This is a genomic window from Roseovarius sp. MS2 (assembly GCF_051447875.1).
Classification (GTDB): Bacteria; Pseudomonadota; Alphaproteobacteria; order Rhodobacterales; family Rhodobacteraceae; genus Roseovarius; species Roseovarius mucosus_A.
In genome coordinates this window covers 4,033,480-4,060,451 of record NZ_JBKHVF010000001.1, presented here as the reverse complement: position 1 = coordinate 4,060,451, position 26,972 = coordinate 4,033,480, and the positions used below count along the sequence as shown (strand labels likewise).

The following is a 26,972-nucleotide window of genomic DNA, read 5'->3' as shown; positions in this document are numbered from 1 at the left end:
GACAAAAACAATCTAATCCGTTTGCGGTGCCGGTCCGTAAACAGGATTGTAATAAGAAAATGACAGGTGACACGCCCAATGCCCTTCGAGACCAGCGCAACCGCGCGCAAGACAATTGCCGTGATCGGCGCAGGCATATCGGGAATGGGGGCGGCAGAGCGTCTGGCGGACAGGCACCAGGTGGTGCTGTTTGAGGCAGAGCCCCGTTTGGGGGGGCATGCGCGAACGATCCTGGCGGGACAGCGCGGAGATCAGCCAGTTGATACCGGCTTTATCGTGTTCAACTATGCGACCTATCCGCATCTAAGCGCGCTTTTTGAGCGGTTGGATGTGGCCGTGACGCCGAGCACGATGAGCTTTGGCGCGTCCTTCCGGGGGGGCGCGTTGGAATATGGTCTGCAAGGATCGGGGGCGTATTTTGCGCAGCGGCGCAATCTGGCGAACCCGGCGCATTGGATGATGTTGCGTGATATTTTCCGGTTCAATGCCGGGGCGCTGGAGGCGTGCAGCGAGCCGGGTTTGACGATGGCCGGTCTGATTGACAAGATGAAGCTGGGCCGGGCGTTTCGCGACTATTACCTGACGCCATTTTCCGGGGCGATCTGGTCGATGCCGGTAGAGCAGGTGTTGCAATTTCCGGCGCAGGCGCTGGTGACATTCTTCAAGCAGCATGGGTTGCTTGGATATAGTGAGCAACATCAATGGTATACGGTTGTTGGCGGATCGGTGGCCTATGTGCGCCGGTTGGAACAATCGCTGCGCGCAAAAGGGGCCGAGATCCGGTTGGGTGCGCCGGTGGCGGGTATTCGGCGTCTGGCCGAGGGCGTTGAGGTCCGTGCCGAGGGCGGCGCGTGGGAGCGGTTCGACGAGGTGGTCATTGCCGCGCACAGCGATGACGCGCTGCGGCTCTTGTCGGATGCGGATGAGATCGAGCGCGGTGATCTGGGGGCGATTGCCTATCAGCCCAATGACATCGTGCTGCATGCCGACACCAGCGTGATGCCGCGTCGGCGGGCGGTCTGGTCGTCGTGGAATTACACCGAGGCAAAAGTGAAGCGGGTGGGGCAGATTGATCTGACCTACTGGATGAACAGCCTGCAACCGATCCCCGAGAATGATCCGCATTTCGTGACGCTGAACACTACACGGCCCATTCGGGACGACTTGATCTATGATCAGGTGACGCTGCGCCATCCGGTCTATGATCTGGAGGCGGTCGCGGCGCAATCCCGGGTTCGGGCGGGCAACGGGCGGCGGAATACATGGTTTTGCGGTGCGTGGATGCGACACGGGTTTCATGAAGATGGGCTGTCGAGCGGGTTGGAAGTGGCTGAGGCGCTCTGTGCGTCGCTGCCGCAGGCCGTGGCGGCGGCGTGAGCCGGGTCGATCATATCGCGGGCCACACCTGGCATGGGCGCAAGGGCGGGATTGAAAACGCCTTTCGCTATGGGATTGATTATGTGCTGTTGGATGCCGAGGCAGAGGTGAACGCGCCGCGTCTTTTTGGGCGCAATCGGGGCGGGTTGGCCTCGGTCTGGGACAAGGACCATGGCGGCGTGCCGGGACAGGGGCGTGGGGCGGCGTGGGTGCGCGCGGTGCTGGCCGAGCGGCAGATTGCGCCGCCCGCGCGGATCGAGCTTTTGGCGCAGCCGCGTATGTTGGGGCATGTGTTCAACCCGGTGAGTTTCTGGATTTGCCGGGATGCGGCGGGTCAAGTGCCGGTCATCATTGCCGAGGTGACGAATACCTATGGCGATCGCCATTCCTATCTGTGTCATCGCGATGATATGGGGCCGATCACCGCAGAGGACCGTATCCGTGCGCGCAAGATTTTCTATGTTTCGCCCTTTCTGAGGATCGAGGGCGGTTATGAATTCCGCTTTGATCTGCGGGAGGATCGGGTTGGGATCTGGATTGATTTCAGCGGCGGCCATGGCGGGGTGATTGCCACGCTGGTGGGGGCGCGCAAGCCGCTGACCACGGGCGGGCTGGTGCGTGCCATGCTGCGGCGTCCCTTTGGATCGCGGCGGGTGCTGGGCCTGATCCATTGGCAAGCGCTCAAGCTTTGGTGGAAAGGGGCGCGGTTTCAGAGCCGTCCGGTGCCGCCCGCCGATGAGGTGAGCCGATGAACGCGGTTCTGGCGGGGAGCGTGGCGCAGGCAGCGCCGCGCCTTCCGGGTTATGCTCTCTTTGGGGCGCTTTTGGCGGCGGCGGGATTGCCGCTCTATATCCATGCGCCGAAATTCTATGTGGATGAATATGGCGTATCGCTCGGGGCTTTGGGGGCGGTGCTGTTTGCGCTGCGGCTGATTGATGTGGTGCAGGATCCGGCGCTGGGGCGTTTGGCCGAGCGGTTGCGCGCGCATCGTGCGGTGAGCATTTGGATTGCGGTGGCGGTGATGGCGGCGGCGATGCTGGGGCTATTTGCCGTGGTGCCGCCCATCGCGCCGCTTTGGTGGTTTGCGGCGATGCTGGTGCTGGTGTTTTCGGCCTTTAGCTATCTGACCATTTGCTTTTACGCGCAGGGTGTGGCGACGGCAGCGGCCTTGCCGGGGCAGGGGCATTTGCGGCTGGCGCGGTGGCGGGAAACCGGCGCTTTGTTGGGGATATGCGCGGCGGCGGTGGCACCGGTGGTGTTGGGCGGGTTTGGCGGCTTTGCCCTTAGCTTTGCGATTTTGTCGGGGCTGGCGGCGTTGGCGATGGTCGGGCAATGGCAGGATCGCGGAGGGGTGCCGGGAACCGGCTTTGGCCCGGTGCTGCGGGATGCCGTGGCGCGGCGGTTGCTGATGGTGGCGATGGTCAACGCAGCCCCTGTGGCTGTGAGTTCGACGCTGTTTTTGTTTTTCGTGGAGAGCCGGTTGCAGGCACCAGGATGGGAGGGGGCATTTCTGTTGCTCTTTTTCCTGTCGGCGGCGGCGGCGGCCCCGGTTTGGGGCGCCTTGGCCGAGCGGTTTGGGGCCAAGCGAATGCTCTTGGCGGGAATGATGCTGTCGATTGCTGCCTTTGCCGGGGCGATTCTGCTGGGGGCGGGCGATCTTTGGGCCTTTGGACTGATCTGCGTTGCCTCTGGCGCGGCGATGGGGGCGGATATGACGCTTTTGCCGGCGCTGTTCGCACGGCGGATGGCGCAGGTGTCGCCGGGGGCGGCGGAGGGGTTTGGCCTCTGGTCGTTCGTGTCGAAATTCACGCTGGCGCTGGCGGCAGTGGCGCTGTTGCCGCTGCTCGAGGCGGGCGGCTTTGCTGCCGGGCAGAATAATGATGCGGCGGCGCTGACTTTGCTGAGCTTACTTTACGGGGCTGTGCCCTGTGTCTTGAAACTTTTGGCCATTGCGCTCTTGGCCCGAACACCGATTGAGGAAAGGAGCTGATCTGATGGACGCTTTGGGATGGACCCTGTTGGGGGCGGTCGCGATGCTGGTGCTTGTGCTGCTCAAGGAGCGGTTTGCGGGCTTTGGCGCGCAGGTGCCGCAGGATTACGCAGGCCAAGGGCCGCAATTCGATCTGCGCGAGCATCTGAACGGTGCGATCAAATGCGAGGGGGTGATTTACGGACCTCTGGGGCGGGTTGCGTCGCGGTTTACTGGCGATTTCGAGGCCAGTTGGCAGGGCAATCGCGGCGTGATGCGGGAGCATTTCGAGTATGACAGCGGCAATGCACAGGACCGCGAATGGCAGCTTGAGTTGGGCAATGACGGATCAATCCGGGCCGAGGCCGACGATTTGGTGGGCACCGGAACGGGGCAACAGATGGGGGCTGCGGCGCGGCTTTGCTATCGCATCCGCCTGCCTAAAGAAGCGGGCGGCCATGTGCTGAGCGTCACCGACTGGATGTATCTTGCCCCTAACGGCGTGGTGGTCAATCGCAGCCAATTCCGTAAGTTCGGGATCAAGGTGGCGGAATTGGTGGCGGTGATGCGGCGGGTCGAGGCATGATGGATTGGCGCGGCAAACGCTATTGGCTGGTGGGCGCGAGCGAGGGTCTGGGTGCGGCACTGGCGCAGAAGATCAGCGCTGCCGGGGCAGAGGTGATCGTGTCAGCCCGGAGTGCCGAGCGGTTGCAGGAGGTTGTTGCCAGCCTGCCGGGGCGGGCCAGTGCGGTGCCGGTCGATGTGAGCGACAGTGCCAGCGTGGCAGAGGCGGCGCGCGCGGTGGGGCCGGTTGACGGGTTGGTGTGGCTGGCCGGGGTCTATTGGCCGATGCCCGCGACCGAGTGGAAGCCCGAGGAAGCGGTTGCCATGGCGGATGTGAATTTCACCGGTGCGGTGCGGGTGATTGGCGCGGTCTTGCCCGATATGGTGGCGCGGGACGCGGGCCATGTGGTGCTGACCGGCTCGCTTTCCGGGTTTCGTGGCTTGCCGGGGGCGATTGGCTATGCCGCGTCCAAGGCGGGGGTCATGTCCTTGGCGGAATCGATGCGCGCTGATCTGTGGCGGACGGGGGTGCGGGTGCAACTGGCCAATCCCGGTTTCATCAAGACGCGGTTGACGGATAAGAACGCCTTTCGCATGCCCTTTATCATGACGCCCGAGGCGGCGGCGCAAGAGATGTTCGAATTGATGTGTGATGAGGCGGCATTTCAGCGGCATTTTCCACGGTTGTTCAGCTATCTCTTTCGTTTGTCACGGTTTTTGCCGGATTGGGCCTATTACCGTCTGTTTGCGTAAGATCAAGGACGGGTGGCTGTGTGACCGTCATTCCTGTGGTAGGATAGGTGCGACAGGAGGGCGGGAAAATGCTGGACATCACGGTACACAAGATTGCGCAGGTGGTGCTGATGGCGCGCGAATTGGAGCGCGCCGAGGGCGAGTTGCGTGCGTTTATCGACCGGCTGAGCGAAGAAGAACAGGCAAGTCTGGTGGCGGTCATGTGGATCGGGCGCGGCAGTTTCGAGGCCGAGGAATTGGCTGAGGCCAAGCGCACCGCCTATGAAGAGGCAACCACGCCCTGTGCTGATTACCTGCTTGGGACGCCGCATTTGTCGGATCATCTGGAAAACGGGCTGGATGCGCTGGGCCTGTCGGCATCGGATGATGAGGATGAATTGATCCGGGGCGGTTGAGTGATCCTGCCCTTGCGCGTGGTGGTCTAAGATCTGCCACGCTGTCCTTTGTTGGGGGTGAATTGCGGCCCTGACGACCTGTGCGCCGTGCAATTTGGCGCAGTTTTTGCAGCGCTCTCCTGTGTCGATCATCGGATAAGGAGGGCACTCAGTGATACTTTCGGAAACTGACCTGACCCGGGCCATAAAAGGGACCACGGACCTGGCTGCCGCATCGCTGGCCACCCGCATTGTTTTGAATCGTCTTCGTGTGCAGGCGCGCACAGAGCCCGCAAAGCTAAGCGGTCTCGTTGCAGAATTGCGTGCGTTTGTCGCCAAAAATTCTGATGCCGCCGCTGAGCTGGCAAAACTCTGACCTATTGCGAAGGAAACCCCATGAAGAACGAATTTCTAACCCCCCAAGAGGCGGCAGAACGGATCGAGGCCGGAGCGGTCATGTCGATTGCCGGTGCGCCAGAGTTGTTGAGCACTTTGCCCAAGGGCAATTGGATCGGCGGCAGCACCGTCTATTTCATGACGGAAACCGGGGGCAAGGTGGATCGTGAGCACCTGTTCTGCACCACCTTTCCAGAGGGAAGCCACGCCACTGCACGGTATCTGGCCACGGCGGATCTTGCCAACTTGGCGCAAGGCTATGAGGCCGGTGGCGTTACTCTGGTGATCATTCCGGCGTTTTCCGAGGCGCATGCCCGGTTCGCCGAGGATGGTGCAGGCTATGCCGATCTGTTTGATCAGCCGCTGTTGGGCTGGATCAGTGGAGTGCATCTGGACGAAATTGGTAAAGTGACGCCCTCTGTTTTTGACGGCGCGCAGGGTGCCAAGCACGAGGACGGGGCCGTTCTTTTGCATGTTTCCGTGCCTGAGGGGATGCGACCGAGCCTTGATATCGTGAATATCTTTAAGCAAGGCGACGATGCCGAGCTTGTGTTCTCGTTTCCTGAGGCGGGATTTTCGGCGCATAAAGCCATCGTGAACGGCCAAGAGATTGGGTTTGCCCGCTATGTCACGGACAAGGGTATCGACACCAAATTGCCGCTGGTGGCCAATTATGCGGGCGCGCTGATCAATGTGTCGTTCCAGTCGGTTGATCCGGATGCGGGCGAAGTGGCCTTTTACGCGCCGGTCTTTCCGGGTGTGGAATATCGTCTGGCGGCCGCGCAAGAGGATTATGCCAAGACCTTTGCCACGCAGGTCGGGTCCGCAGGTGAGGGCAGCTATTCGTGCAACTGCATTCTCAACTACGTTTACGGTGATATGGAGGGCAAGCTGACGGCGGGCTTTACCGGGCCGGTGACCTTTGGCGAGATTGCTTATGTTCTGTTGAACCAGACGCTGGTCAAGCTGGATCTTGCCGCCTGAGGCGGCGCTAGGGGTGGCCTTGGGGCCGCCCCGACCATGGCACGACGGGGCGGGTCTCTTGCATTGTATGCGCGCGCGCATTTGGCTATAGCCGCGAGGGACAATTGCAACCGGAGGCCCCATGTCAAACGCAGCCCTAGAATCCGCAATCGAAGCCGCCTGGGAGGCGCGCGACACGATCACCTCTGCAACAGGCGGAGAGACCCGCGAGGCGATCGAGGCCACGCTGGCAGCGCTTGATAGCGGCAGCTTGCGGGTGGCGGAGCGGCAGGCGGATGGCCAATGGCATGTGAACCAATGGGCCAAGAAGGCGGTGCTATTGGGGTTCCGCATCAAGGATATGGAAATCCACGCTGGCGGGCCGCAGGGCGCGGGCTGGTGGGACAAGGTGGACAGCAAGTTCAAGGGCTGGGGCGATGCCGAGTGGCGTGAGGCCGGGTTTCGGGCCGTGCCCAACTGTGTTGTGCGCAAATCGGCCTATATCGCGCCGGGCGTCGTTTTGATGCCGTCCTTTGTCAATCTTGGGGCCTATGTGGACAGTGGCACGATGGTGGATACCTGGGCCACGGTGGGATCTTGCGCGCAGATTGGTAAGAACGTCCATCTTTCCGGCGGTGTTGGCATTGGCGGCGTATTGGAGCCGATGCAGGCGGGGCCGACGATCATCGAGGACAATTGCTTTATCGGTGCGCGGTCCGAGGTGGTCGAGGGCTGTATCGTGCGCGAGGGTTCGGTTCTGGGGATGGGGGTTTTCATCGGGAAATCCACCAAGATCGTCGACCGCGAGACCGGCGAGGTCATGTATGGCGAAGTGCCGCCCTATTCGGTGGTGGTCGCAGGAAGCATGCCGTCGAAGAACGGCATCAACCTATACTGTGCCGTGATCGTCAAGCGGGTGGACGCGCAGACGCGCTCCAAGACGGGAATCAACGAGTTGCTCAGGGATTGAGAGGGCAGGCGCAAGGGGCGTGTCCTCTGCGCCAAATATTCCTTGCGCGGAATCAAGGTGCCGCAGGCACCGCCGCGCAGCGGTCATGCCGAAGGCATGCCTCTGGCATGACCCGCCCCCTCGGGCGGGCGCTTTTGCAACGGCCCATCTCATTGAAAACGCGAAAGACTTCTCAGGCATAAAGTGCCAATCACGTCTGTTGCTGCGCCCACCCGGCGGACGGGCACCGCGCGGCTTGTTTCGCGAGGCAAGCTAGGCAAAGAGCCATCCCCCAAAGAAAAACCCCGCCGGTTGGGCGGGGTTTTGATCCTTCAGCCTTAGGGCTGATCGCGGCTCAGCCCTGACGGGCTTTGAAACGCGGCTGGGTCTTGTTGATCACGTAGACGCGGCCTTTGCGGCGCACGACGCGGCAATCCCGATGCCGGTTCTTGAGCGAGCGGAGCGAATTACGAACCTTCATGGTCGTCTCCTCGGTTGTCGCGGCGCGGGCCAGCGCCTGGGGTTGCGGGCGTCCCGGTGGGCGGGACAGTGAATTCATGGTGGGCGATACAAGGTTCGAACTTGTGACCCCTTCGATGTCAACGAAGTGCTCTACCACTGAGCTAATCGCCCATGAATGCCAGCCGATCGCCTGCCCCAAAAAGAGGGGCGCGGAAATCCGCGCCGGTTCGGTGGTCTATAAAAGGAGTCGGAGAGGGGATCAAGGGCTTTTAGAAGCTCAATTTCAGTCTATTATCGCCTGAGAGAGGAACATCAATGCCCAAGGTCGCTTATCACCTCACGCATCCCGAACGGCGCACCACGGCGGTGGTGTTCGCCTCGCCCCATAGTGGGCGGGATTACCCCTGGACCTTCCTGCGGCGCACCACGCTGAATGAGCATTCGGTGCGCTCGTCCGAGGATGCTTTTGTCGATCAGTTGTTCGACAGCGCCCCGCTCTATGGGGCACCTTTGATCAAGGCGGGGGCACCGCGTGCCTATGTCGATCTGAACCGCAGCGCTGATGAATTGGACCCGGCGTTGATCGAGGGCGTGGCGCGGCAGGGGCATAATCCGCGTGTGGCCTCTGGTCTTGGGGTCATTCCACGTGTGGTGGCGAATGGGCAGGCGATCTATGCGGGCAAGCTGAGCATTGCCGAGGCCGAGCACCGGATCGAGAGCTATTGGCGGCCCTATCACACGGCGCTGCAAGGGCAGTTGGATCAAGCGCATCTGATGTTCGGGCAGTCGATCCTGATTGATTGTCATTCGATGCCGCATGAGGCGATGGACGCGGTGGCGCGGCGGGGCGTGCGGCGGCCCGAGATCGTTTTGGGGGATCGGTTCGGGGCGGCGGCGGATGGCGCGGTGGTCGAGCGGATCGAAGCGGCCTTTGCCCGCGCGGGTCTGGTGGTGACGCGCAACACGCCTTTTGCCGGGGCCTATATCACGCAGGCCTATGGTCGCCCTGCGCGCGGGCGGCATGCGGTGCAGGTAGAGATTGACCGCGCGCTTTATATGAATGAGCGGCTTATTCGGCCCAATGGCAATTTCGAAGCGTTCCGGACGCTGCTGTCGGGCGTGATCCGCGAGATCGCCGAGATCGGGCGCGCAGAGGCGCGGCCCTTGGCGGCGGAGTAGGGGGCAGGCACCTTTGGTCCCGCGCGGAATCAAGGGCGAAGCCCGCCGCGCGGATCGCTGGGCCGTCCGGCGGCCTAGCGATTTTGAGAGCAAGCGAAACACTGTTAAGTCTTACGGACTTGGCTGGCATTAAGTGGCAGCCACGGATGGTGTTTCGCTAGTCCCCGGCCCAGCGACAGCGCGGCTAATGCGCGTATCGCAAGCATCGGCACCTGCCGCCTATCGCAACGCCCGCCCTTTGACGATTGCATCTGGGCCGAATTTGGCGCGGATGGCATCGGTGGCGCGTTCGGCCCCGGCGCGGCGGGTGGCTTGGGGATCGAGTAAGTCGCCGGAGCGGTCGGCGGCGGTCTCTTCCACGAGGTCTGACAGCCCGACGCCGATGAGCCGATAGGCGGCCCCGTCGGGCACCTGATCCATCAGCGCGCGTGCGGTGCGGTAGAGTGTATCGGCAAGCTGGGTGGCGTCACGCAGGGCATGGCGGCGGGTGAGGAGCGTGTGATCGGCCCGCTTGAGTTTCAGCGTGACGACGCGGCCCGCGAGGGCGCGGGCCTTGGCGCGGTCGGCCACCTTTTCCGCCAGCCGCCAGATATGGCCATCAAGCAGGTCGCGGTCGCGCGTGTCCTCATAAAAGGTTGTCTCGTTCGAGATGGATTTGACCGGCGCATTGGCCGAGACGCGGCGGCGGTCTTGCCCGCGCGCCAGATGCCAGAGCCGGTCGCCCATCGAGCCAAAGCGTGCGTGCAGATCGCGGCGGTCCCATCGCAGGAGATCGGCAAAGCTGCGGATGCCTGCGTCATTCAGCGCCTTGAGGGTTGATTGGCCCACGCCCCAGATCAGGCTGACGGGGCGGTCACGCAGGAAATCGGCGGTCTCGCCTGCGCCGATCACGGCAAAGCCATGCGGTTTGTCGAGGTCCGAGGCGATTTTGGCCAGAAACTTGTTATGGCTGAGGCCGATGGAACCGGTCAGGCCCAACTCGTCGCGCATCCGTTTGATAAGCTGGGCCAGCACGACGGCGGGCGGTGCGCCATGCAATTGCGCGGTGCCGGTGAGATCGAGAAACGCCTCGTCAAGCGAGAGCGGTTCCACGGCGGGGGTGAGATCGAGCATCATGGCGCGGATGGCGCGCGAGACCTCGGCATAGACCTGCATGCGGGGTTTGATCACCACCGCCTCGGGGCAGAGTTTGAGCGCCTGAAACATCGGCATGGCAGAGCGCACGCCCTTGATGCGGGCGATATAGCACGCGGTCGAGACCACGCCGCGCCGTCCGCCGCCGATGATGAGCGGCTTGTCGACAAGATCCGGGTTGTCGCGTTTTTCGACGGAGGCGTAGAAGGCATCGCAATCCATATGGGCGATGGAGAGGTCGAAAAGCTCGGGATGGGCCACGATGCGGGGGCTGCCGCAAGCGGGGCAGCGGCGGGCGGTGTCGAATCGGGTCAGGCAATCGCGGCAGAGGCTGGGCATGATGCGCGAGTGTAGGGGCTGTGCGCGGGGGCGCGCAAGTTGGGGGATGTGGTGGAAGAGGTGCGCGGGGCGCTGGGCCGGGGACTAGCGAAGCAACGGCATGGTCGCCACTTTATCTCGCCAAGTCCGTGTGCCCCCACAGCATAGCGCCCCCGCTCAAAATCGCTAGGCCGCGGGACGGCCCAGCGATCCGCGCGGCGGCGCGTGCCGCGCCTTGTTCCGCGCGGGGCTCAGGGACAGCGCTGTATCTCGTTGCCAAAAGAGAAAGCCCGGATGCTGGGCATCCGGGCTTCGTCGTTGGGTTCGATCCCCTCGGCTCAGAGCAGGGATTTGACCTTGTCCGCCACGGCCTCGGGCGTGATGCCGAATTCCTTGTAGAGTGTGGGGGCAGGGGCGGATGCCCCGAAATCATGCATGCCGACAAAGCCGCCCTTTTCGCGGCGGCCGCGCTCGCCGTAGAGCCAGCGGTCCCAGCCAAAGCGGATCGCGGCCTCGATGGCGACGCGCACCGGGCCTGCGGGCAGGACGCGGCGGCGATAGCTGTCGTCTTGTTCCTCGAAGAGTTCCCAGCAGGGCATGGAGACCACGCGCGTGCCGATACCCTCGGCTTCCAAGAGGTCGCGCGCCTTCATGGCAATCTCGACCTCGGAGCCGGTGGCCATCAGGATCGCCTGACGCTTGCCCGTTGCATCGGCCAGCACATAGGCGCCTTGGGCGGTCAGGTTCTTGGCCTTATGCTCGCGGCGCAGGGTCGGCAGGCCTTGGCGGGTGAGCGAGAGAACCGAGGGCGTTTCCTTGGAGGTGAGCGCCAATTCCCACGCTTCGGCGGTCTCGACCGTATCGCAGGGGCGGAAGACCCAGGTGTTGGGGGTGGCGCGGCTGATCGCCAGATGCTCAACGGGCTGGTGGGTCGGGCCATCCTCGCCCAGACCGATGCTGTCATGGGTCATGACGAACACGGTCGGGATTTTCATCAGCGCGGCCAGACGCATGGCGGGGCGGGCGTAATCGGTAAAGCACATGAAGGTGCCGCCATAGGGGCGGATGCCGCCATGCAGCGCCATGCCGTTCATCGCGGCGGCCATGCCATGTTCGCGGATGCCCCAGTGGATGTAGCGGCCCTTGCGGTTGTCCACGTCGAACACGGACATATCGCCCGAGCGGGTGTTGTTGGAGCCAGAGAGATCGGCAGAGCCGCCGACGGTTTCCTGAAGGATCGGGTTCACGACCTCAAGCACCATTTCGGAGGATTGACGGGTGGCCACCTTGGGGGCCTCGGCGCTGATCTGCTTTTTCAGGGCGCGGATGCGCGCGCCCAGTTTCACCGGCATGTCGCGGTTGAAAATGCGCGCAATCTCGGCCTGACGCGCGGGCGAGGTGTCTGCCAGACGCTTGGCCCATGCGGCATAGGTGGTGGCCCCACGGTGGCCGATGGCCTCCCATGCGGATTTGACATCAGCGGGGATCTCAAACGGGCCATAGGGCCAGCCATAGGCCTCTTTGGCGGCGGCAAGCTGGTCTGGGTTGGTCAGCGCGCCATGCCCCTTGGAGGTGTCTTGCGCGGCGTGACCAAGGGCGATATGGGTTTTGCAGGCGATCATCGTAGGCTCTGCGGTGGTCTTGGCCTCGGTCAAGGCTGCGTCAATCGCCGCCGGGTCATGCCCGTCGATTTCCAGCACATGCCAGCCGGAGGCGCGGAAGCGCGCGACCTGATCGGTGCGGTCGGCAAGATCGACGGTGCCGTCGATGGTGATGTTGTTGTTGTCCCACAGCACGATGAGGCGCGACAGCTGGTGCCGACCGGCAAGGCCGATGGCCTCTTGGCTGACACCCTCCATGAGGCAGCCGTCACCGGCGATGACATAGGTATAATGATCCATCAGCTTCGCGCCAAAGCGGGCGCGCAGCATTTCTTCGGCCATGGCAAAGCCCACGGCGTTGGAAATGCCCTGACCGAGCGGGCCGGTCGTGGTCTCGATGCCGGTGGCGTGGCCATATTCGGGATGGCCTGCGGTTTTGGCCCCCCATTGGCGGAAATTGCGGATTTCATCGAGCGTCATATCGGCATAGCCGGTCAGATGCAGCAAGGAATAGAGCAACATCGAGCCATGCCCCGCCGAGAGGATAAAGCGGTCACGGTCGGGCCAATTGGGATTGGTGGGGTCGAATTTCAGGTGCTTTTCATAGAGCACGGTTGCGACATCGGCCATGCCCATCGGCATGCCGGAATGGCCGGAATTGGCAGCGGCGACGGCGTCGAGGGTCAGCGCGCGGATGGCGGTGGCCTTTTTCCAGTGATCGGGGTTGGCGGAGCGGAGGGCGGCGATGTCCACGGGGCGTGCATCCTTTGAATGGGGCGGTGTCTGACGGGTCTATCTGGGCGTTGAATACCAGCCCGGTCCAGAAGTTCAAGCACGAGGCGGTGCAAGCGGTGCATTGAGCGGGTTTGGGGGCGCATTTCGCCGATCCTTTCATTAGACTTGATCAAAACCCGCCCGGTGTGCGATTCGTGGGGCACGCGGGCAAGCAAGCGAGGACCCTCGAGGATGAGCCAGATAAACGAGTTACAGGCACGGATCACGGCGGCGCTGGATCGCATCGCGCAGGGGCTGGAGGGGCGGCCCGTGGCTGCGCCAGGTGCCGCGCCGGACGCGGGAGCAGATCCCGAAGATCTGGCCCGGTTGCGCGAGCAGCTTGCCGAGGAGCAACTGGCCAATGCGCAGTTGCAAGAGCGGATCAAGGTGCTGCATGCCAAGCTAGAGGCGGCGGAAGGCGCGCGGTCTGAGAGCCTGCGCAAGCTTGATGCGGATCTGCAAGCGCTGCGCAAGGCCAATCAACAGCTGCGCGACAATAATCAGACGCTGCGCGAGGCGCAGGTGGCGGGCGTGTCTGAGCCGCATCTGATCAACAAGGCGATGATGGCCGAGTTGGAGGGGCTGCGCGCCGCGCGGGGTGCGGATCGGGGCGAGGTTGAGGCGGTGCTGGCGGCCTTGGGGCAGGTGATTGCCGAGGCGGAACCGGCGGCGGCGCAGAACGAGAAAACGGAGACATCGGATGCCTGAGGTGCAAATCGAGATCGGGGGTCGCAATTTCGAGGTGGCCTGTCAGGCGGGCGAGGAGCATTACCTCTATGCCGCAGCCAAGATGCTGGATGAGGAGGCCGCCGTGTTGGCGGCGCAGATCGGGCGCATTCCTGAGCCGCGCATGTTGCTCATGGCGGGTCTGATGCTGGCCGACAAGACCGCAGGTTTGCAGGACAAGCTGCGCGAGGCCGAGGACCGGTTGGCGGAGAAAGAGGCGGAGCTGGACCAGATGCGCACTGCGCCCGCGCCCGAGGCGCAGCGGATCGAGGTGCCGGTGGTGCCCAATGAGGTGGTCGAGACCTTGGCCGAGATCGCCGCGCGGGCCGAGGCATTGGCCGAGACCGTGGACGGGGCGCGGGCCGGGTGAGGCTGGCTGAGGGGGTGCGATGAAGCTCGTCTTTGGTCTGGTGCTTTTGGCGCTGGTCGCGGGCGCGGCCTATGTGCGGCTTGCGCCGACCGATCCAAAGCACTGGCACGGGATGCCGCAGAGCGTTTCCCCCGGTGATCTGGACGGCGGGGCCGTGCGGGTGGTCAGCGGCGATTTGGCGGCGCTTGATGCAATCATCCGCGCCACGCCGCGCACCCAAGTGTTGGCGGGGGATGTGGCGCAGGGCATGATCACCTATGTCACGCGCTCGCGGGTCTTTGGCTTTCCGGATTATACGACGGTGCGGCAGAGCGGCGCGCAATTGGAGATTTACGGGCGTCTGCGCTTTGGCAAGTCAGATCTGGGCGTCAACGCCGCCCGTATCGACGGCTGGTTGCAGCGATTGGGGCAGGCGGGAGGATAGGCATCCATCCGTGATCTTGCGCCACATCGGCACGTTGAGCGACATCTGGCACTGCGCCATGAACATATTGCCATCCACCTGAAGGCAGATCGTCTCGCCCATCTCGACGCGCGCGCCGCTTTTGTCGGTGCAGTAGCATTCAACCGTTTTGCGCCCGATGGTGGCATCGGCGAGCGCCGGGGTGGCGCAGATCAGAAGAAGAGGCAGGAGCGCTTTCATAGCGTAATTCTAGCACAGGTGACACCTCTTGACCAAGTCACAAGGATGGGACAGAGGATCATTCCCATGATACCCTTGGACAGATTGCAACAGATCGTGGAGCGCTTTGACTATGTCGAGGCGCAGATGATGCAGGGCGGTGGCGATATTGCCCGCCTTGGCCGCGAATATTCCGAATTGCGGCCCGTGGTTGAAGAGATCCGGGCCTATCGTCTGGCCGTGAGCGATCTGGACGGTGCGCGGGCGATGCTGGCCGATCCCGAGATGCGCGATCTGGCGCGCGAAGAGGTGGCGGTGCTGGAGGCGCGGTTGCCCGAGATGGAGCAGCGGTTGCAACTGGCGCTCTTGCCCCGCGACGAGGCGGATGCGCGGCCTGCCATCCTTGAAATCCGGCCCGGCACGGGGGGCGAGGAGGCGGCGCTTTTTGGGGCGGACCTGATGCGGATGTATCAGCGCTATGCCGAGGCGCGCGGCTGGTCCTTTGAGGTGATCGAGGAACAGCAGAGCGAATTGGGCGGTATCCGCGAATTGGTGGTGCGGATTGGCGGTGAGGGCGTTTTTGCCCGGCTCAAGTTCGAATCGGGGGTGCACCGCGTGCAGCGCGTGCCCGAGACCGAGAGCGGCGGGCGTATCCATACCTCTGCCGCGACCGTGGCGGTGCTGCCCGAGGCGGAAGATGTGGATATTCAGATCAACGCCAATGACCTGCGGATCGACACGATGCGGTCGTCTGGCGCGGGTGGGCAGCATGTGAACACCACCGATTCGGCGGTGCGGATTACGCATTTGCCCACCGGCATCGTGGTCACGAGTTCCGAGAAATCGCAGCATCGCAACCGCGAGATCGCGATGCAAGTGTTGAAGACCCGGCTTTACGATTTGGAGCGCAACCGCGTGGACAGCGAACGCTCTGCCAATCGGGCGGCGCAGGTGGGCAGCGGCGATCGGTCAGAGCGGATTCGCACCTATAATTTCCCCCAAGGGCGGATGACCGATCACCGCATCAACCTGACGCTTTACAAGCTGGAGCAGGTTCTTGGCGGTGATCTGGACGAGGTCATCGACGCGCTGACAGCGGATGCACAGGCCAGCCTGCTGGCTGAGATGTCGTGATCCTGCGCGACGCCCTGGTAAGCGCCGTGCGACGGCTGGAGGCCGAGGGGATCGAGGGGGCTGCGGGCGATGCGCGGGCGCTTTTGGCGGGCGCGATGGGCCTGGCCCGTGACCGTCTGACGCTGCATCTGGGGGAGGATCTGGACGCGGCGGCCTTGGCGAGGTTCGAGGCCATGATTGCCCGGCGGGCGGCGCGCGAACCTGTGGCCAAGATCCTTGGGCGGCGGGTGTTCTGGGGGCGGGAGTTCGAGGTTACAGCGGATGTTCTTGATCCACGCCCGGAAACGGAATGCCTGATTGCCGAGGCGCTTTCTGGAGCCAAGCCATTGACTTTGCTTGATCTTGGCACGGGCAGTGGAATTCTGGCGGTGACGCTTTTGGCGGAATGGCCGGATGCGGGGGGCGTGGCCACGGATGTGTCCGATGCCGCCCTTGACGTGGCCACGCGCAACGCGGCGCGGCATGGGGTGGCGGGGCGCTTGACGCTGAGCCGTTCGGATTGGTTTGCGCGGGTGGCCGGGGTGTTTGATCTGATCGTGTCGAACCCGCCCTATATCGCGGCGGCGGAAATGGCGGGGTTGATGCCCGAAGTACGCGAGCACGATCCGCGCGGCGCGCTGACCGATGAGGCGGATGGGCTGACCGCCTATCGGGCGATTGCGGCGGGGGCGGGGGCGCATCTGAGCCCCGGTGGGCGTCTGATGGTTGAAATCGGGTGGAAACAGGGGCCGGCGGTGGCCGATCTGCTGTGTGCGGAGGGATTCGACACGGTGACGATCCGGCCCGATCTGGAAGGGCGGGACCGGGTGGTCTGCGGGGTTTGGCCGGGGACCTCACGCAGAAATGAGCCATAATTGGCTAGATTTGCGGAAATTTTCCGCTTTGCTCTTGTATGGTCGGGCGGCGCGTGCTTATTGGGGAGCAGTCACGACGGAGGATGCCCAATCGGGCGGTCCCGCTTGACACCAAGCCAGAACATGTCCGATCCGGTTTCATTCGGCGCAAGGGGCGCCCATCGGGTCAAGCGAACATTTTGAGCATCAGGGCTGGACAGCACCATATGAGATCATCGAAGTCACGTCAGCGGAACAAGCCGAACCGCAATCGAACCGTCGGGAACGTTGTCAATCGCGTGTTTGACAGCTCCGGCCCAGAGGGCAAGGTGCGCGGCACACCGCAGCAGATCATTGAGAAATACAACCAGTTGGCGCGCGATGCGCAATTGGCGGGTGACCGGGTTGCGACCGAGAATTTCCAGCAGCATGCAGAACATTACCTGCGCCTGCTGAGCGAGGCGCAGAAGGAACAGGACGCGCGGCGCGAGGAGCAAGAGCGCTTCAACCGTGATCGTCAACAGGATCGCGACCGCGACCGCCCCGAGCGGTCAGGTGGGCGTGAGAGCGACGAGGGTGAACAGCCCGTGTCGCAGGATCCCGCAGCCCAAGCGCAGCCCGATGTGATCGGCAGCTATGACGAGCGCGACATCGGTCTGGTCGAGACGCCCGAAAGCAAGCCGCAGCCCGAACCGTCGCGCCGCCGGGCGCATTCGGCGGACCGCGGTCCGCGGCGTGGACAGGATCGCTCAGGCGATGCAGGTGCTGGGGCTGTTGCCCCAGAGCCGCGCGCGGAGGCCCCGGTGCCAGAGGCAAGCGGGACAGATGCCCCCGAGGCCCCGGCGCCCGAGGCTCCGGCCCCGGAAGCTGCCGCCAAGCGCCCGCGCAAGCCACGCGCCAAGCGTGCCCCCAAAGCCGAGGGCAATGGGGCCAATGGCGATGCGGGCGGCGAGGTTGCGACCAAGGCGGCCGAGTGATCCGATCCGGTGCCCCCTTGAGGCGCGGTGCGAGATGAGTATTTGAAGAACGATGAAAGAGGGGGCTTGCCGGTGGCGGGCCCCCTTGCATGACACCGGAGTGAGAGTGCCTATGCCGAGCGACCGACCCCAACCCGCCTTTGTGCTCGTGCGTCCGCAGATGGGCGAGAATATCGGGGCGGCGGCGCGGGCGATGTGGAATTTCGGTCTGGACCGGATGCGGCTTGTTGCGCCGCGCGATGGGTGGCCCAACCCCAAGGCCGATGCCATGGCAAGCGGGGCGGGGCGGCTTTTGGATGAGGCGCTGTTGGTTGCGGATACGGCCGCAGCGGTGGGGGATTGCACCTATGTGCTGGCCACGACGGCGCGGGCGCGGGGGCTGACCAAGCCGGTATTGAGCCCCGAGCGCGCCATGGTGGTGGCGGCGGAAAAAATTGCGGCCGGGGAAAAAGTGGCGGTGCTTTTTGGCCCCGAGCGCGCCGGGTTGGAAAACGACGATATCGCCCGCGCCAATGCGATCATCAATGTGCCGGTGAACCCGGAATTTGCCAGCCTTAATCTGGGGCAATGCGTGCTTTTGATGGCCTATGAATGGCAGCGCGCGGCGGGGCAGGTGGTGCCTGAGCGGGTTGATCTGGCCAAGACCGACTGGGCCGCGCAGGTCGAGGTTGAGGCGCTGGCCGCGCATTATGAGGAGCGGCTGGAGGAGGCCGGTTTTTTCTTTCCCGAGCACAAGGTCGAGAGTATGAAAACCAACCTGCGCAATATGTGGAGCCGGATGCCGATGACGCGCGCCGATGTGCAGACCTTGCACGGTGTGATGCGGCAGATGGTCCGCTGGAAGGCGCGCGGTTGAAGCACGGTGGGCTGCGCCCTAGTGTTGCTTGGTGCCAAGGGAAAAGAGGCTGAGGGATGAGCGGAAAACGCAGCATTTTCGAAGAGGTGGGGCAGGCCGAGGCGGTAAAGCCCGTGCCGCAGGGCGGCATGATCGACGCGGGCCGTCGGGGCGCGCGGGGGGCGATCCGGGTCTGGCTGATGGTGCTTTTTGCGCTGGTTGTTGTGATGATCGCGGTGGGGGGGCTGACGCGGCTGACTGACAGTGGCCTTAGCATCACCGAGTGGAAGCCGGTGACGGGCGCGCTGCCGCCGATGTCTGAGGCGCATTGGATGGAAGAATTCGACAAGTACCGCGCCATTCCGCAATATGAGTTGGTCAACAAGGGCATGACCCTATCGGAATTCCAATTCATCTATTGGTGGGAATGGGGCCACCGGCAATTGGGCCGGGTGATCGGGCTGGTCTGGGCCTTGGGGTTCTTTGGATTTTTGCTGGCGCGGCAGATCCCGAATGGGTGGAGCGGGCGTTTGCTGCTACTGGGTGCGCTGGGCGGCACGCAGGGGGCCATCGGCTGGTGGATGGTATCCTCTGGTCTGACGGGCGAAATGGTGGCGGTGGCCTCTTACCGGTTGGCGACGCATCTGGGGCTGGCCTTTGTCATCCTTGGCGTCATCGCGTGGTTCGTCTTTCTGCTTGGGCGCGAGGAGCGCGAGTTGATGCAGGCGCGGCGGGGGCGTGAGGCGAAGCTCTATAGCCTGTCGACGGGGCTGATGCATTTCGCATTCCTGCAAATCCTGCTGGGGGCGCTGGTGGCGGGGATTGATGCCGGGCGCAGTTATACCGATTGGCCGCTGATGGCGGGGGGCTTTTTGCCGCCTGATATGATGGAATTGCAGCCATGGTGGCGGAACCTCTTTGAGAACGCCGGGACGGTGCAGTTCATTCACCGGATGAGCGGCTATCTGTTGCTCGCCTTTGCCGTGGTGGTTTGGTTGCGCGGGCGCAAGAGCGCGCATGAGCGCACGCGGGGCGCGTTCAACGCTGTCTTTGCCGTGCTTTTGTTCCAGATCGCTTTGGGCATCATGACGGTTCTTTATATCGCACCGTGGCACTTGGCGGTTGCGCATCAATTCGTGGCGGTCATCCTTTGGGTGTTGATCCTGCGGGCGCGGTTCCTGAGCCAGTATCCGCGCGCCACATCCATTCGGGGAACCTGAGCATGAGCGCCTATGATGATCTGATGGCGCGCGAGCGCGAAACGCAGGCGCTGGCGCAGGTGGCCGGGCGGCTGGGCTGGGATCAGGAAACCATGATGCCGCGCGGGGCCGCCGATCAGCGGGCCGAGGAATCAGGTGCGATGCAGGCGGTATTGCATGCGCGGCGGGTGGACCCGGCGCGGGGCGATGTGCTGGCAGAGGCAGAGGGGCAGGCGACCGAGCCTGTGGCGCGGGCGCAGTTGCGCCATATCCGGCGCGATTATGAGCGGGCGGTCAAGGTGCCGGGGGATCTGGCCGTGGCGCTGGCGCGGCTGACAAGCCGGGCGCAGGGGCAATGGGCCGAGGCGCGGGCGGCGGATGACTATGCCGCCTTTGCGCCCGTGCTGGCCGAGGTGGTGCGGCTCAAGCGCGAGGAAGCGGCGGCGCTGTCGGCGGGCGGCACGCTTTATGATGCGCTGCTTGAGGATTACGAGCCGGGAATGAGCGCGGCCAAGCTTGATGCGATGTTTGCCGAGATGCGGCCCCGGTTGGTGGCGCTGCGCGGCGCGGCGCTGGCGGTGGAATGGCCTAGGCTGGAAGGGCGGTTTGACCGCGACGGGCAATTGGCGCTGTCGCAGGATCTGGCGCAGGTGTTTGGCTATGATCTAAGCCGGGGGCGGCTGGATCTGGCGGTGCATCCATTCAGTTCGGGCAGTGGCGACGATGTGCGCATCACCACGCGGGTAAGCGAGGCGGACCCGTTCAACTGTTTTTATTCCACCATCCACGAGGTGGGGCATGCCTGCTATGAGCAGGGCATTGATCCGGCCTATCGCCTGACACCTCTTGGGCAGGGTGTGTCGATGGGGGTGCATGAAAGCCAGAGCCGGATTTATGAGAACCAATTGGGGCGCAGCCGGGCGCTTTGTGGCTGGCTTTATGGGCGGATGCGCGATGGGTTCGGCGATTTTGGCATTGCCGATGAAGAGACATTCTATCGCGCCGTGAACCGGGTGCATCGAGGCTATATCCGGACCGAGGCAGATGAGGTGCAATACAATCTGCATGTCATGTTGCGCTATGATCTGGAGCGGGCCTTGATCGCGGGGGATCTGAGCGTGGCCGATCTTGAGGCGGCGTGGAACGACCGCTTTGCCGCCGATTTCGGATATGCGGTGGATCGCGCGTCGCATGGCGTGTTGCAGGATGTGCATTGGTCGGTGGGGCTGTTTGGTTATTTCCCGACCTATAGCCTTGGTAACCTTTATGCCGGGTGTCTTTTTGAGGCGTTGCAGGCCGCGGTGCCGGGGCTTGACGCGCAATTGGCACGGGGGAAGTTGGCCGAAGCGACGGTGTGGTTGCGCGGCGCGGTGCAGCGGCATGGCGGGCTATTCGAGCCGGCAGAGGTGATTGCGCGGGCCTGTGGCGCGGCCCCGACGGCGGGGCCGCTTCTGGATTATCTCGACCGGAAGTTTGGCGATTTGGCGGGCTGAGGCCTATTGATTGACCGTGGCGTCGGGGCGGTCTTCGATCTGTTCGATCCATTGCGCCAACACGCTGCGCAAGAGGGCGACATCGCGGGTCTCGATCGCTTCGGACAGGGATTTCAGCGCCTTGGCAAGTTCGATTTCCGACAGATGCCCCTCTTGGGCGCGCAAGATCTTGGGGTGGGGTGTGGTCAGCATGTCAGAGCCGATCAGCAGTTCCTCGTAGAGCTTTTCGCCGGGGCGCAGGCCTGTGATCTCGATCTCGATGTCGCCATCGGGGTTGTCAGCATCGCACACGGTCAGGCCGGAGCCTTCGATCATCTTGCGGGCCACATCGCGCACGGCGATGGGTTTGCCCATGTCGAGCACGAAGACGTCACCGCCGCGGGCAAAGGAGCCGGCCAAGAGCACGAGGCGCGCGGCCTCGGGGATGGTCATGAAATAGCGGGTGACATCGGCATGGGTCAGCGTGACCGGCCCACCGCGCGCGATCTGTTCGGCAAAAAGCGGGATGACAGAGCCTGAGGAGCCCAGCACATTGCCAAACCGAACCATGGAAAAGCGTGTGGTGCTGGTGCGGGTGGCGAGATCCTGCACGATCATTTCGGCAAAGCGCTTGGATGCGCCCATGACACTGACCGGGCGCACAGCCTTGTCGGTGGAGACGAGGATGAAGCGTTCAACGCCTGCGTCCCGCGCTGCCTGTGCCACGGTGCGCGTGCCGATGACGTTGTTGCGCATCCCCTCGATGGCGTTTGATTCGACCATGGGCACATGTTTATAGGCGGCGGCGTGCAGCACGATTTCCACCTTGCGCGATTGCATGAGCACGTTGACGAGGGATTTTTCGCAGACTGAGCCAAGAACGGGGGAAATCCGCATCAAAGGTGCAAGGCTGCGCAATTCGCGCTCGATTTCGAACAGGGCGTGTTCGGCGTGGTCAAGAAGGATGAGATGCGCAGGCTCATAGGCGATAAGTTGGCGGCACAGTTCTGAGCCGATAGAGCCGCCTGCGCCGGTGACAAGGATGCAGCGCCCTTTGTAGCTGTCGCGCGACCCCGGCAGTTTGTCGGCCAGACCGTCACGACCAAGAAGCTCGTTCAGATCGACCGGGCGGCTTTGATAGAGGCTATGGGCGTCGTTCGAGATCAGATCGGCAAAGGAGGGCAGGGCGTGCACCTCGACCCCATGTTCGGCGATGCGCCGCGTCAGCAGGGTGCGTTTGGCGGGCGGGGCGCTGGGCATGGCGAGGATCACGCGCTGAATGTCATAGCGTTTGACCAGTTCGGGCAAATCCTCGGATTTATGCACTTTGAGCCCGGCGATGGTCAGGGATTGCAGGCGCGGTTCGTCATCCACAAAGGCCATGGGCAACACGGCATCATCGGTGGCAAGGGCCGTGGCCAGCTGTTGGCCAGTCTGGCCAGCGCCATAGATCAGCACGCGCAGGCGCCGGTTGCCGTTGCGGTAGATTCGAAGAAGCGCGATGCGCAGCGCCAGTCGAGAGGTGACGGACAGGATAAGAAACATCATGCCACAGACGATATAGACCGTGGCAGGGGGGGTGACGTCTGGGTCTAAGGCGGAAAATGCAAGCCCGCTGGCGGTGATGGCCAGCGCCACCCAGCCAGAGCTGAGCATGCCCTGCATTTCGTAGGATTTCAGCTTGACCTTGTGCAGGCCGAAATAGGTGGCGAGCGCGGCCGCGATGCACATCATCGCAAAGAGATCGTTCGAGGCGGTGCTGAGATTGCTCGACAGGGCAGCGGGCCCCAGAAACAGAACCATAGAGAAGCCGTAAGACAGCACGACAATCAGCATGTCTAGCGTCAGGAAAAACGCCTGTTTCTGGCCCTGTTTCAGTGAGGTGACGGTTTTGTACAGCACGGCACGATCCCCTGATATCAAGCACATTGAAATCAAACTGTTTGTAGGCATTCACGGCGGCTTAAGGAATGCCGATTCATCGCGATTTGAAAAGAGATGCGCTGCTTCTGAGCAAGTTTTAGCCGATTGGATCAAAAAATGTGCAAAAGATGTAGGGTGGCTCTTGGGGTCAGCCCCGTTTAACGCGGTAGCTTCGCCGTCGTGAGAACACACGAATCACAGTTTGGTAAATCAGTCGGATATCGTAACAAAGGCTTTGGTGGCGGGCCCAGATCAGGTCGAGGCGGGCCTTGCGCGGGATGCAGCGGGTGACATAGGTGCTCTCGCCGCTTTCGTGGCAGCTGCAGGCCAAGAGCAGCTTTTCTTCGGTGCGGTGATAGACAAGAGTGGCGAGCCCCGTGACGCCGGGGCGTTTTTCCAGCACGCGGGCGTAGATTTCGGGGCACCTTTCGACATAGCAGCGCAGCGGCGGGCGGGGGCCGACAAAGCTCATGTCGCCGCGCAAGACGTTGAGCAATTGCGGCAGTTCATCGAGACGGGTGGCGCGCAGGCGGCGGCCAAGAGGGGTTACGCGGTGCTGTTTATAGCCGCTGGAGACGCCTGCATCGTTTTCTACCACGCGCATTGTGCGGAATTTCCAGAGGCAAAACGCGGTGTCGGGCGTCTTCATCCGTTCCGAGAGGTAGAACACGGGCCGTCCGTCGCAGACCGCAATGAGAAAAGCGATCACAAGCATGACCGGTGACAGCAGCACGATCAACAGCAGGGCTAATCCCACGTCAAAGGCCCGTTTAGCCGGATTCATGCTGCCATCTCCAAGCTGTGCCAATCGTCGATCATCGCGTGTGCTGTGTCTTTCAGATACAGAAAGGGAAGCAAACCGGCAAGAGAGCTGCCATCAAGGGTAACGGCCTGCACGGCGTTTTCCGGGGCCTCTTGCCAGATGAGGGGCCGGTCGGCAGCGCGCACAAGGCTTTCCATGGTCACGGGCACTGGCGCGGTCACATTAAGCCGCGTGGGCAAACGGTCTGGCGGCAGCTGAGCCAAGGCGTAGAGCACCTGTGCAAGGTCACCGGGGGCGATATAGCTGCGCAGGGGGCCGGTGCCATCGGCGAAGCGGTCAAGCCGTACAGGGCCCTTGCCCGCGCGCAGGGCCGGGGCGAGGCTGTCGGCCCCCACGACATTGGCCAGTCGCAAGCAGCAATGGCGCGTCTCGTCCGAGGGCAGCGCGCGCACCGCCTCTTCCATTGCCAGCTTGGCATGGCCATAGGCGTTGGCGGGACGGGGGGGCGTATCCTCGGTCAGGGCTGTGCCGGGGCCGTAGACCGCAGCGGAGGAGAGATGCAGCATCCGCCGGGCACCGCAGGCCCGGGCCAAGCTCGCGCCGTGATGCACGAGGGTCACATTGGCGGCAAGATCCTCGGATGTGCCTGAAATTTGGCCCCAAAGGGCTATCACAGTGTCGCAGCGGGGCAGCACGGATGGCAGCGCCTCCCCCGGCGACCACAGGATATCCGCCGGGCAGCGACGCGCCAACCATAGCGGGCGCGGGCCTGCCGGGCCCTGCCAAGCCTTGCGCAGCAGCGTGCCGATGCGGCCGGTAGAACCGGTGATCAGCATGGTTTCATCGTGGCATATTTCGGCCAACATAGGGTGGTGCCTGACGTTCGAGGGCAGATTCCGATTGTCTAGCACGGTCGGACCGGGGTAGGAACCGATGCAATGCCAGAGGGACCGGGGAGTCGGAGAGTGACGCGCAAAATCAGGGTTATCCTCGGAATCATGATGTTTGCCGCGTTGGCGGCATGCAGTCTGCCCCGAGGAGCCGCCCTGCAAAGCGAGGTTCTGGCCGAGAAAGACAACAAGGTGCCGACGTTTCAGGTGGTTGAGGTTACACGCCGGTCGACTCCGGCGTTGGCGCTCTGGCCGGCGTCGGGATGGAAGGGCAGCTATAACTGGCTGTCCGCCAGCCGCGGGCCGGATTCGTCGATCATCCAGACGGGTGACAGGCTGGCTGTGGTGATCTGGGACAATCAGGAAAACTCTTTGCTGGCGAGCGAAGCATCGCGCTCGACGCCGATTGAGGGATTGACGGTCTCGTCTTCGGGCACTGTGTTCATGCCCTATATTGGCGAAGTTGCGCTGCGTGGCATGACCGAGTCGGAGGCGCGCGCCACGTTGCAGACGCGGTTGCTGGAAATCGCGCCATCAGCGCAGGTGCAGTTGACCGTAGAGCCGGGCCGCAACAATGCCGTGGATGTTGTGGGGGGCGTGGCAGCACCGGGGAACTATCCGCTTTTGTCACGCAACACCCGTATTCTGAGTGTCTTGGCCAGTGCGGGCGGTATCGCGCCGACGATGAATAACCCGCTGGTGATTCTGCAACGCGGCGGTCAGGTGTTTGAGACGCGGGCCGAGACGCTCTATGCCGAGCCGGCGCGCAACGCGCTGGTCCAGGGCGGTGATCAGATCGTCGTGACCGAGGATGACCGCACCTTCAACGTGCTGGGGGCCGCTGGCAGCCAGAAGGTGATTCCCTTTGAGGAGGAGCGGATCACGGCGATGGAGGCGGTATCGGCCATGGGGGGCTTGAGCGCTGCGCGGGCCGATCCCAAGGGTCTTTTGGTGCTGCGCGAGTATGAGCCGCAGCACGTCAACCCCGACAAGCCCGGCCCTGAGCTGCGTCAGGTGATTTTCTCTTTGGATTTCACCAATGCGGATGGTCTGTTTGCGGCGCGCCAGTTCCATATCAATCCGGGCGATACGCTGCTGGCCACCGAATCGCCGGTCACGCGCGTGCAGACCATTCTTGGGCTCTTTGGGACGGTGGTTGGCTTTGCCTCGACCGCGAATAACGTCGCGAATTAAGGCGCGCGCCTGAGACCGGTGCGCGGACGGATGCGCAGGCGGGGGACGCTGTCCCCCGGACCCCCTGAGGTATTTCAGGCCAGATGATCGCCTGCGTCAGATAAGGGACATGCGTTCGGCCCCTTCCGCATCGGGGAAGGGGCGGTAGAGCGCAAACCGGGACTGTGCGATCTGGGCATGCACGCGGTCATGCAGCACGGTCGTTGTTTCATCCTGCGCCCCGGTGAGGCGAAAGGCGCGGTCAAGCTGGGCCAGATCCTCAACCTCGATTTCAAGCAGGAAATCACCATAGGCATCGGCGGCAAGATTGAGTTTGCGGCGGCAAAGGCGCCAGCGCCCGATGGTGCCGTGGCTGTGGAGATGCGTAAGCCACGCGTCCAGTGCTGCGGCAAAGGCCAGCGCCTTGGCATCCTGCTTGAGGTCGATCATGCAGCAATAAAGGTTCATTCCCAAGCATCCTGTGCAAGCAGCGGCGTGCCCAGTCTGGAGCGCAATGGTTGAGACAGGGTTAAGCGGCCCCGGTCTCGTCAGATATTCGCAAAGATGTTTTCGGCGTCGTCCTCGTGGGAGGCGGGGCGACGCGACAGGGTGGAGGCGGCGAGGGCGGAGCGGATTTCCTGTTGAACGGGCCGTTTTTGCACAGTCTGAGGCGTGATGCGGCGGGGGTTGATGGCCCGTTGCGCCATGGCGCGGCGTAGGCGTGCGCGGTGAGCGAGGACCGAGGCGCGGCGCAAGGCACCGGGACCGAGGGTGAGATAGGTCAGCAGCACCGCCGTGGCCAAGGTCAGATCGCGCCAAAAGGCCGAGAGGCTATCGGGGGTAACGATAATGAGGTTTTGCACAAGGCTGGAGCAGAACACCAAGAGGGCGAGGCTTAGCGCGCAGAGGCGGAGCTGCAGCCCGGCCATGAGCGCCGCGCTGAGGCAAAAGAGCAGAGTCGATCCGACCAGGTCTGCCGTCGCATGCGGCAGCAGGGCGGCAAAGAGTGTTGCGGCGTCGAGCCCTGAGACAAGATCGAGCGAGAGCGCAAGGAAATACGAGCCGATCACGATCCGGATCAGGTTGAGGCCGGTCTGGTCCATGCTTGGGCGCAGGGGCGTTGTCATGTGAGAATCCGCTGTGAGGGGGTCGGAAACCAAGTGAGACAAATACAACCATGCCGCGAGGCGACTAGGGTATCATCACTGTAAATCCGGCGAAAATGGGGCCGGAGCGTGATGA

At 63.3% G+C, this 26,972-nt stretch carries 29 protein-coding genes and 1 tRNA gene; 20 read left to right on the top strand and 10 right to left on the bottom strand.

Annotated features, from left to right (window positions below):
- Positions 1–78: 78 nt before the first annotated feature.
- The 9 genes from ACLGGT_RS19845 (at position 79) to dapD (ending at position 7,366) form a co-directional block, all read left to right on the top strand.
- The gene (locus ACLGGT_RS19845; RefSeq protein WP_437197335.1) at positions 79–1,377 is read left to right on the top strand and encodes an NAD(P)/FAD-dependent oxidoreductase; all 1,299 of its coding nucleotides are present in this window, start codon (positions 79–81) and stop codon (positions 1,375–1,377) included.
- Positions 1,374–2,129, top strand: a complete 756-nt coding sequence (locus tag ACLGGT_RS19840; protein WP_437197334.1) for a DUF1365 domain-containing protein — start codon at positions 1,374–1,376, stop codon at positions 2,127–2,129. The genes ACLGGT_RS19845 and ACLGGT_RS19840 overlap by 4 nt, the downstream gene beginning before the upstream one ends.
- The gene (locus ACLGGT_RS19835) at positions 2,126–3,367 is read left to right on the top strand and encodes an MFS transporter (protein ID WP_437197333.1); all 1,242 of its coding nucleotides are present in this window, start codon (positions 2,126–2,128) and stop codon (positions 3,365–3,367) included. The genes ACLGGT_RS19840 and ACLGGT_RS19835 overlap by 4 nt, the downstream gene beginning before the upstream one ends.
- A 4-nt stretch (positions 3,368–3,371) precedes the next feature.
- Positions 3,372–3,932 (top strand): DUF3833 family protein, encoded by a 561-nt coding sequence (locus ACLGGT_RS19830; protein ID WP_081506486.1) that lies wholly within the window; start codon positions 3,372–3,374, stop codon positions 3,930–3,932.
- Entirely contained in the window at positions 3,929–4,663 is a 735-nt protein-coding gene (locus ACLGGT_RS19825) for an SDR family NAD(P)-dependent oxidoreductase (RefSeq protein ID WP_008282425.1), read from the top strand. The genes ACLGGT_RS19830 and ACLGGT_RS19825 overlap by 4 nt, the downstream gene beginning before the upstream one ends.
- A gap of 68 nt (positions 4,664–4,731) precedes the next feature.
- The gene (locus ACLGGT_RS19820) at positions 4,732–5,058 is read left to right on the top strand and encodes a DUF3775 domain-containing protein (protein WP_008282424.1); all 327 of its coding nucleotides are present in this window, start codon (positions 4,732–4,734) and stop codon (positions 5,056–5,058) included.
- A 151-nt stretch (positions 5,059–5,209) separates the two neighbouring features.
- Positions 5,210–5,413, top strand: coding sequence for a hypothetical protein (locus ACLGGT_RS19815; RefSeq protein ID WP_008282423.1), 204 nt, complete (start codon positions 5,210–5,212; stop codon positions 5,411–5,413).
- A gap of 20 nt (positions 5,414–5,433) precedes the next feature.
- Positions 5,434–6,417: a DUF6976 family protein gene (locus ACLGGT_RS19810; RefSeq protein WP_219434643.1), complete on the top strand. Its 984-nt coding sequence runs from the start codon at positions 5,434–5,436 to the stop codon at positions 6,415–6,417.
- Between the two features lie 121 nt (positions 6,418–6,538).
- Positions 6,539–7,366, top strand: a complete 828-nt coding sequence (gene dapD / locus ACLGGT_RS19805; RefSeq protein ID WP_008282421.1) for a 2,3,4,5-tetrahydropyridine-2,6-dicarboxylate N-succinyltransferase — start codon at positions 6,539–6,541, stop codon at positions 7,364–7,366.
- Between the two features lie 334 nt (positions 7,367–7,700).
- Here the strand turns inward: dapD and ykgO are convergent, their stop codons facing one another.
- Both ykgO and ACLGGT_RS19795 read right to left on the bottom strand, forming a co-directional pair.
- Positions 7,701–7,826 carry a type B 50S ribosomal protein L36 gene (gene ykgO / locus ACLGGT_RS19800; RefSeq protein ID WP_008282420.1) on the bottom strand — a complete coding sequence of 42 codons (126 nt, stop codon included), beginning with the start codon at positions 7,824–7,826 and terminating at the stop codon, positions 7,701–7,703.
- Positions 7,827–7,903: 77 nt separating this feature from the next.
- Positions 7,904–7,978, bottom strand: a tRNA-Val gene (locus ACLGGT_RS19795).
- A gap of 144 nt (positions 7,979–8,122) precedes the next feature.
- Between ACLGGT_RS19795 and ACLGGT_RS19790 the strand changes: the two genes are divergently transcribed.
- Positions 8,123–8,986 carry an N-formylglutamate amidohydrolase gene (locus tag ACLGGT_RS19790; protein WP_437197332.1) on the top strand — a complete coding sequence of 288 codons (864 nt, stop codon included), beginning with the start codon at positions 8,123–8,125 and terminating at the stop codon, positions 8,984–8,986.
- Positions 8,987–9,205: 219 nt separating this feature from the next.
- Here ACLGGT_RS19790 and ACLGGT_RS19785 read toward each other — a convergent pair whose 3' ends face one another.
- Both ACLGGT_RS19785 and tkt read right to left on the bottom strand, forming a co-directional pair.
- The gene (locus ACLGGT_RS19785) at positions 9,206–10,459 is read right to left on the bottom strand and encodes a DNA polymerase IV (RefSeq protein WP_437197331.1); all 1,254 of its coding nucleotides are present in this window, start codon (positions 10,457–10,459) and stop codon (positions 9,206–9,208) included.
- 317 nt (positions 10,460–10,776) lie between these two features.
- Positions 10,777–12,792 (bottom strand): transketolase, encoded by a 2,016-nt coding sequence (gene tkt / locus ACLGGT_RS19780; protein ID WP_422000690.1) that lies wholly within the window; start codon positions 12,790–12,792, stop codon positions 10,777–10,779.
- A gap of 213 nt (positions 12,793–13,005) precedes the next feature.
- On the opposite strand from tkt, the gene ACLGGT_RS19775 reads away from it, so the two are divergent.
- From ACLGGT_RS19775 to ACLGGT_RS19765, 3 genes are read left to right on the top strand one after another with little or no spacing between them, the layout of a single operon-like run.
- On the top strand, positions 13,006–13,521 hold the full coding sequence (locus tag ACLGGT_RS19775; RefSeq protein WP_437197330.1) for a hypothetical protein: 516 nt from the start codon (positions 13,006–13,008) through the stop codon (positions 13,519–13,521).
- A complete protein-coding gene (locus ACLGGT_RS19770) occupies positions 13,514–13,909 on the top strand; it encodes a cell division protein ZapA (RefSeq protein WP_008282414.1) in 396 nt (131 codons plus the stop codon). Before ACLGGT_RS19775 ends, ACLGGT_RS19770 begins: the two co-directional genes overlap by 8 nt.
- Positions 13,910–13,928: 19 nt before the next feature.
- Positions 13,929–14,333, top strand: a complete 405-nt coding sequence (locus ACLGGT_RS19765) for a DUF1499 domain-containing protein (protein ID WP_081506479.1) — start codon at positions 13,929–13,931, stop codon at positions 14,331–14,333.
- Here ACLGGT_RS19765 and ACLGGT_RS19760 read toward each other — a convergent pair.
- Positions 14,265–14,552, bottom strand: coding sequence for a hypothetical protein (locus tag ACLGGT_RS19760; RefSeq protein ID WP_081506478.1), 288 nt, complete (start codon positions 14,550–14,552; stop codon positions 14,265–14,267). The two genes, ACLGGT_RS19765 and ACLGGT_RS19760, sit on opposite strands and share 69 nt — an antisense overlap.
- 66 nt (positions 14,553–14,618) lie before the next feature.
- Between ACLGGT_RS19760 and prfA the strand changes: the two genes are divergently transcribed.
- The 6 genes from prfA to ACLGGT_RS19730 all read left to right on the top strand — a co-directional run bounded on the left by prfA (position 14,619) and on the right by ACLGGT_RS19730 (position 21,002).
- Complete coding sequence (gene prfA, locus ACLGGT_RS19755; RefSeq protein ID WP_437197329.1) at positions 14,619–15,665, top strand: peptide chain release factor 1; 1,047 nt, start codon at positions 14,619–14,621, stop codon at positions 15,663–15,665.
- Positions 15,662–16,519 (top strand): peptide chain release factor N(5)-glutamine methyltransferase, encoded by an 858-nt coding sequence (prmC, locus tag ACLGGT_RS19750; RefSeq protein ID WP_437197328.1) that lies wholly within the window; start codon positions 15,662–15,664, stop codon positions 16,517–16,519. The genes prfA and prmC overlap by 4 nt, the downstream gene beginning before the upstream one ends.
- 206 nt (positions 16,520–16,725) lie before the next feature.
- Positions 16,726–17,475 (top strand): DUF4167 domain-containing protein, encoded by a 750-nt coding sequence (locus ACLGGT_RS19745; protein ID WP_437197327.1) that lies wholly within the window; start codon positions 16,726–16,728, stop codon positions 17,473–17,475.
- Positions 17,476–17,587: 112 nt separating this feature from the next.
- Complete coding sequence (locus ACLGGT_RS19740) at positions 17,588–18,331, top strand: RNA methyltransferase (protein ID WP_008282408.1); 744 nt, start codon at positions 17,588–17,590, stop codon at positions 18,329–18,331.
- Positions 18,332–18,387: 56 nt separating this feature from the next.
- Positions 18,388–19,530: a heme A synthase gene (gene ctaA, locus ACLGGT_RS19735; protein WP_437197326.1), complete on the top strand. Its 1,143-nt coding sequence runs from the start codon at positions 18,388–18,390 to the stop codon at positions 19,528–19,530.
- A 2-nt stretch (positions 19,531–19,532) separates the two neighbouring features.
- A complete protein-coding gene (locus ACLGGT_RS19730) occupies positions 19,533–21,002 on the top strand; it encodes a carboxypeptidase M32 (protein WP_437197325.1) in 1,470 nt (489 codons plus the stop codon).
- 3 nt (positions 21,003–21,005) lie between these two features.
- Here ACLGGT_RS19730 and ACLGGT_RS19725 read toward each other — a convergent pair whose 3' ends face one another.
- The 3 genes from ACLGGT_RS19725 to ACLGGT_RS19715 form a co-directional block, all read right to left on the bottom strand.
- Complete coding sequence (locus ACLGGT_RS19725; protein WP_437197324.1) at positions 21,006–22,910, bottom strand: polysaccharide biosynthesis protein; 1,905 nt, start codon at positions 22,908–22,910, stop codon at positions 21,006–21,008.
- Between the two features lie 142 nt (positions 22,911–23,052).
- Positions 23,053–23,688, bottom strand: a complete 636-nt coding sequence (locus ACLGGT_RS19720; protein ID WP_437197322.1) for a sugar transferase — start codon at positions 23,686–23,688, stop codon at positions 23,053–23,055.
- Positions 23,685–24,533 carry an NAD-dependent epimerase/dehydratase family protein gene (locus tag ACLGGT_RS19715; RefSeq protein WP_437197321.1) on the bottom strand — a complete coding sequence of 283 codons (849 nt, stop codon included), beginning with the start codon at positions 24,531–24,533 and terminating at the stop codon, positions 23,685–23,687. Before ACLGGT_RS19715 ends, ACLGGT_RS19720 begins: the two co-directional genes overlap by 4 nt.
- Before the next feature lie 99 nt (positions 24,534–24,632).
- Here ACLGGT_RS19715 and ACLGGT_RS19710 point away from each other — a divergent pair, with 99 nt between their 5' ends.
- Positions 24,633–25,751, top strand: a complete 1,119-nt coding sequence (locus tag ACLGGT_RS19710) for a polysaccharide biosynthesis/export family protein (protein ID WP_437197320.1) — start codon at positions 24,633–24,635, stop codon at positions 25,749–25,751.
- A gap of 96 nt (positions 25,752–25,847) precedes the next feature.
- Here ACLGGT_RS19710 and ACLGGT_RS19705 read toward each other — a convergent pair whose 3' ends face one another.
- Both ACLGGT_RS19705 and ACLGGT_RS19700 read right to left on the bottom strand, forming a co-directional pair.
- Positions 25,848–26,198: a DUF6614 family protein gene (locus ACLGGT_RS19705; RefSeq protein ID WP_008282400.1), complete on the bottom strand. Its 351-nt coding sequence runs from the start codon at positions 26,196–26,198 to the stop codon at positions 25,848–25,850.
- 80 nt (positions 26,199–26,278) lie between these two features.
- Positions 26,279–26,857: a hypothetical protein gene (locus tag ACLGGT_RS19700; protein WP_437197319.1), complete on the bottom strand. Its 579-nt coding sequence runs from the start codon at positions 26,855–26,857 to the stop codon at positions 26,279–26,281.
- Between the last annotated feature and the right edge of the window lie 115 nt (positions 26,858–26,972).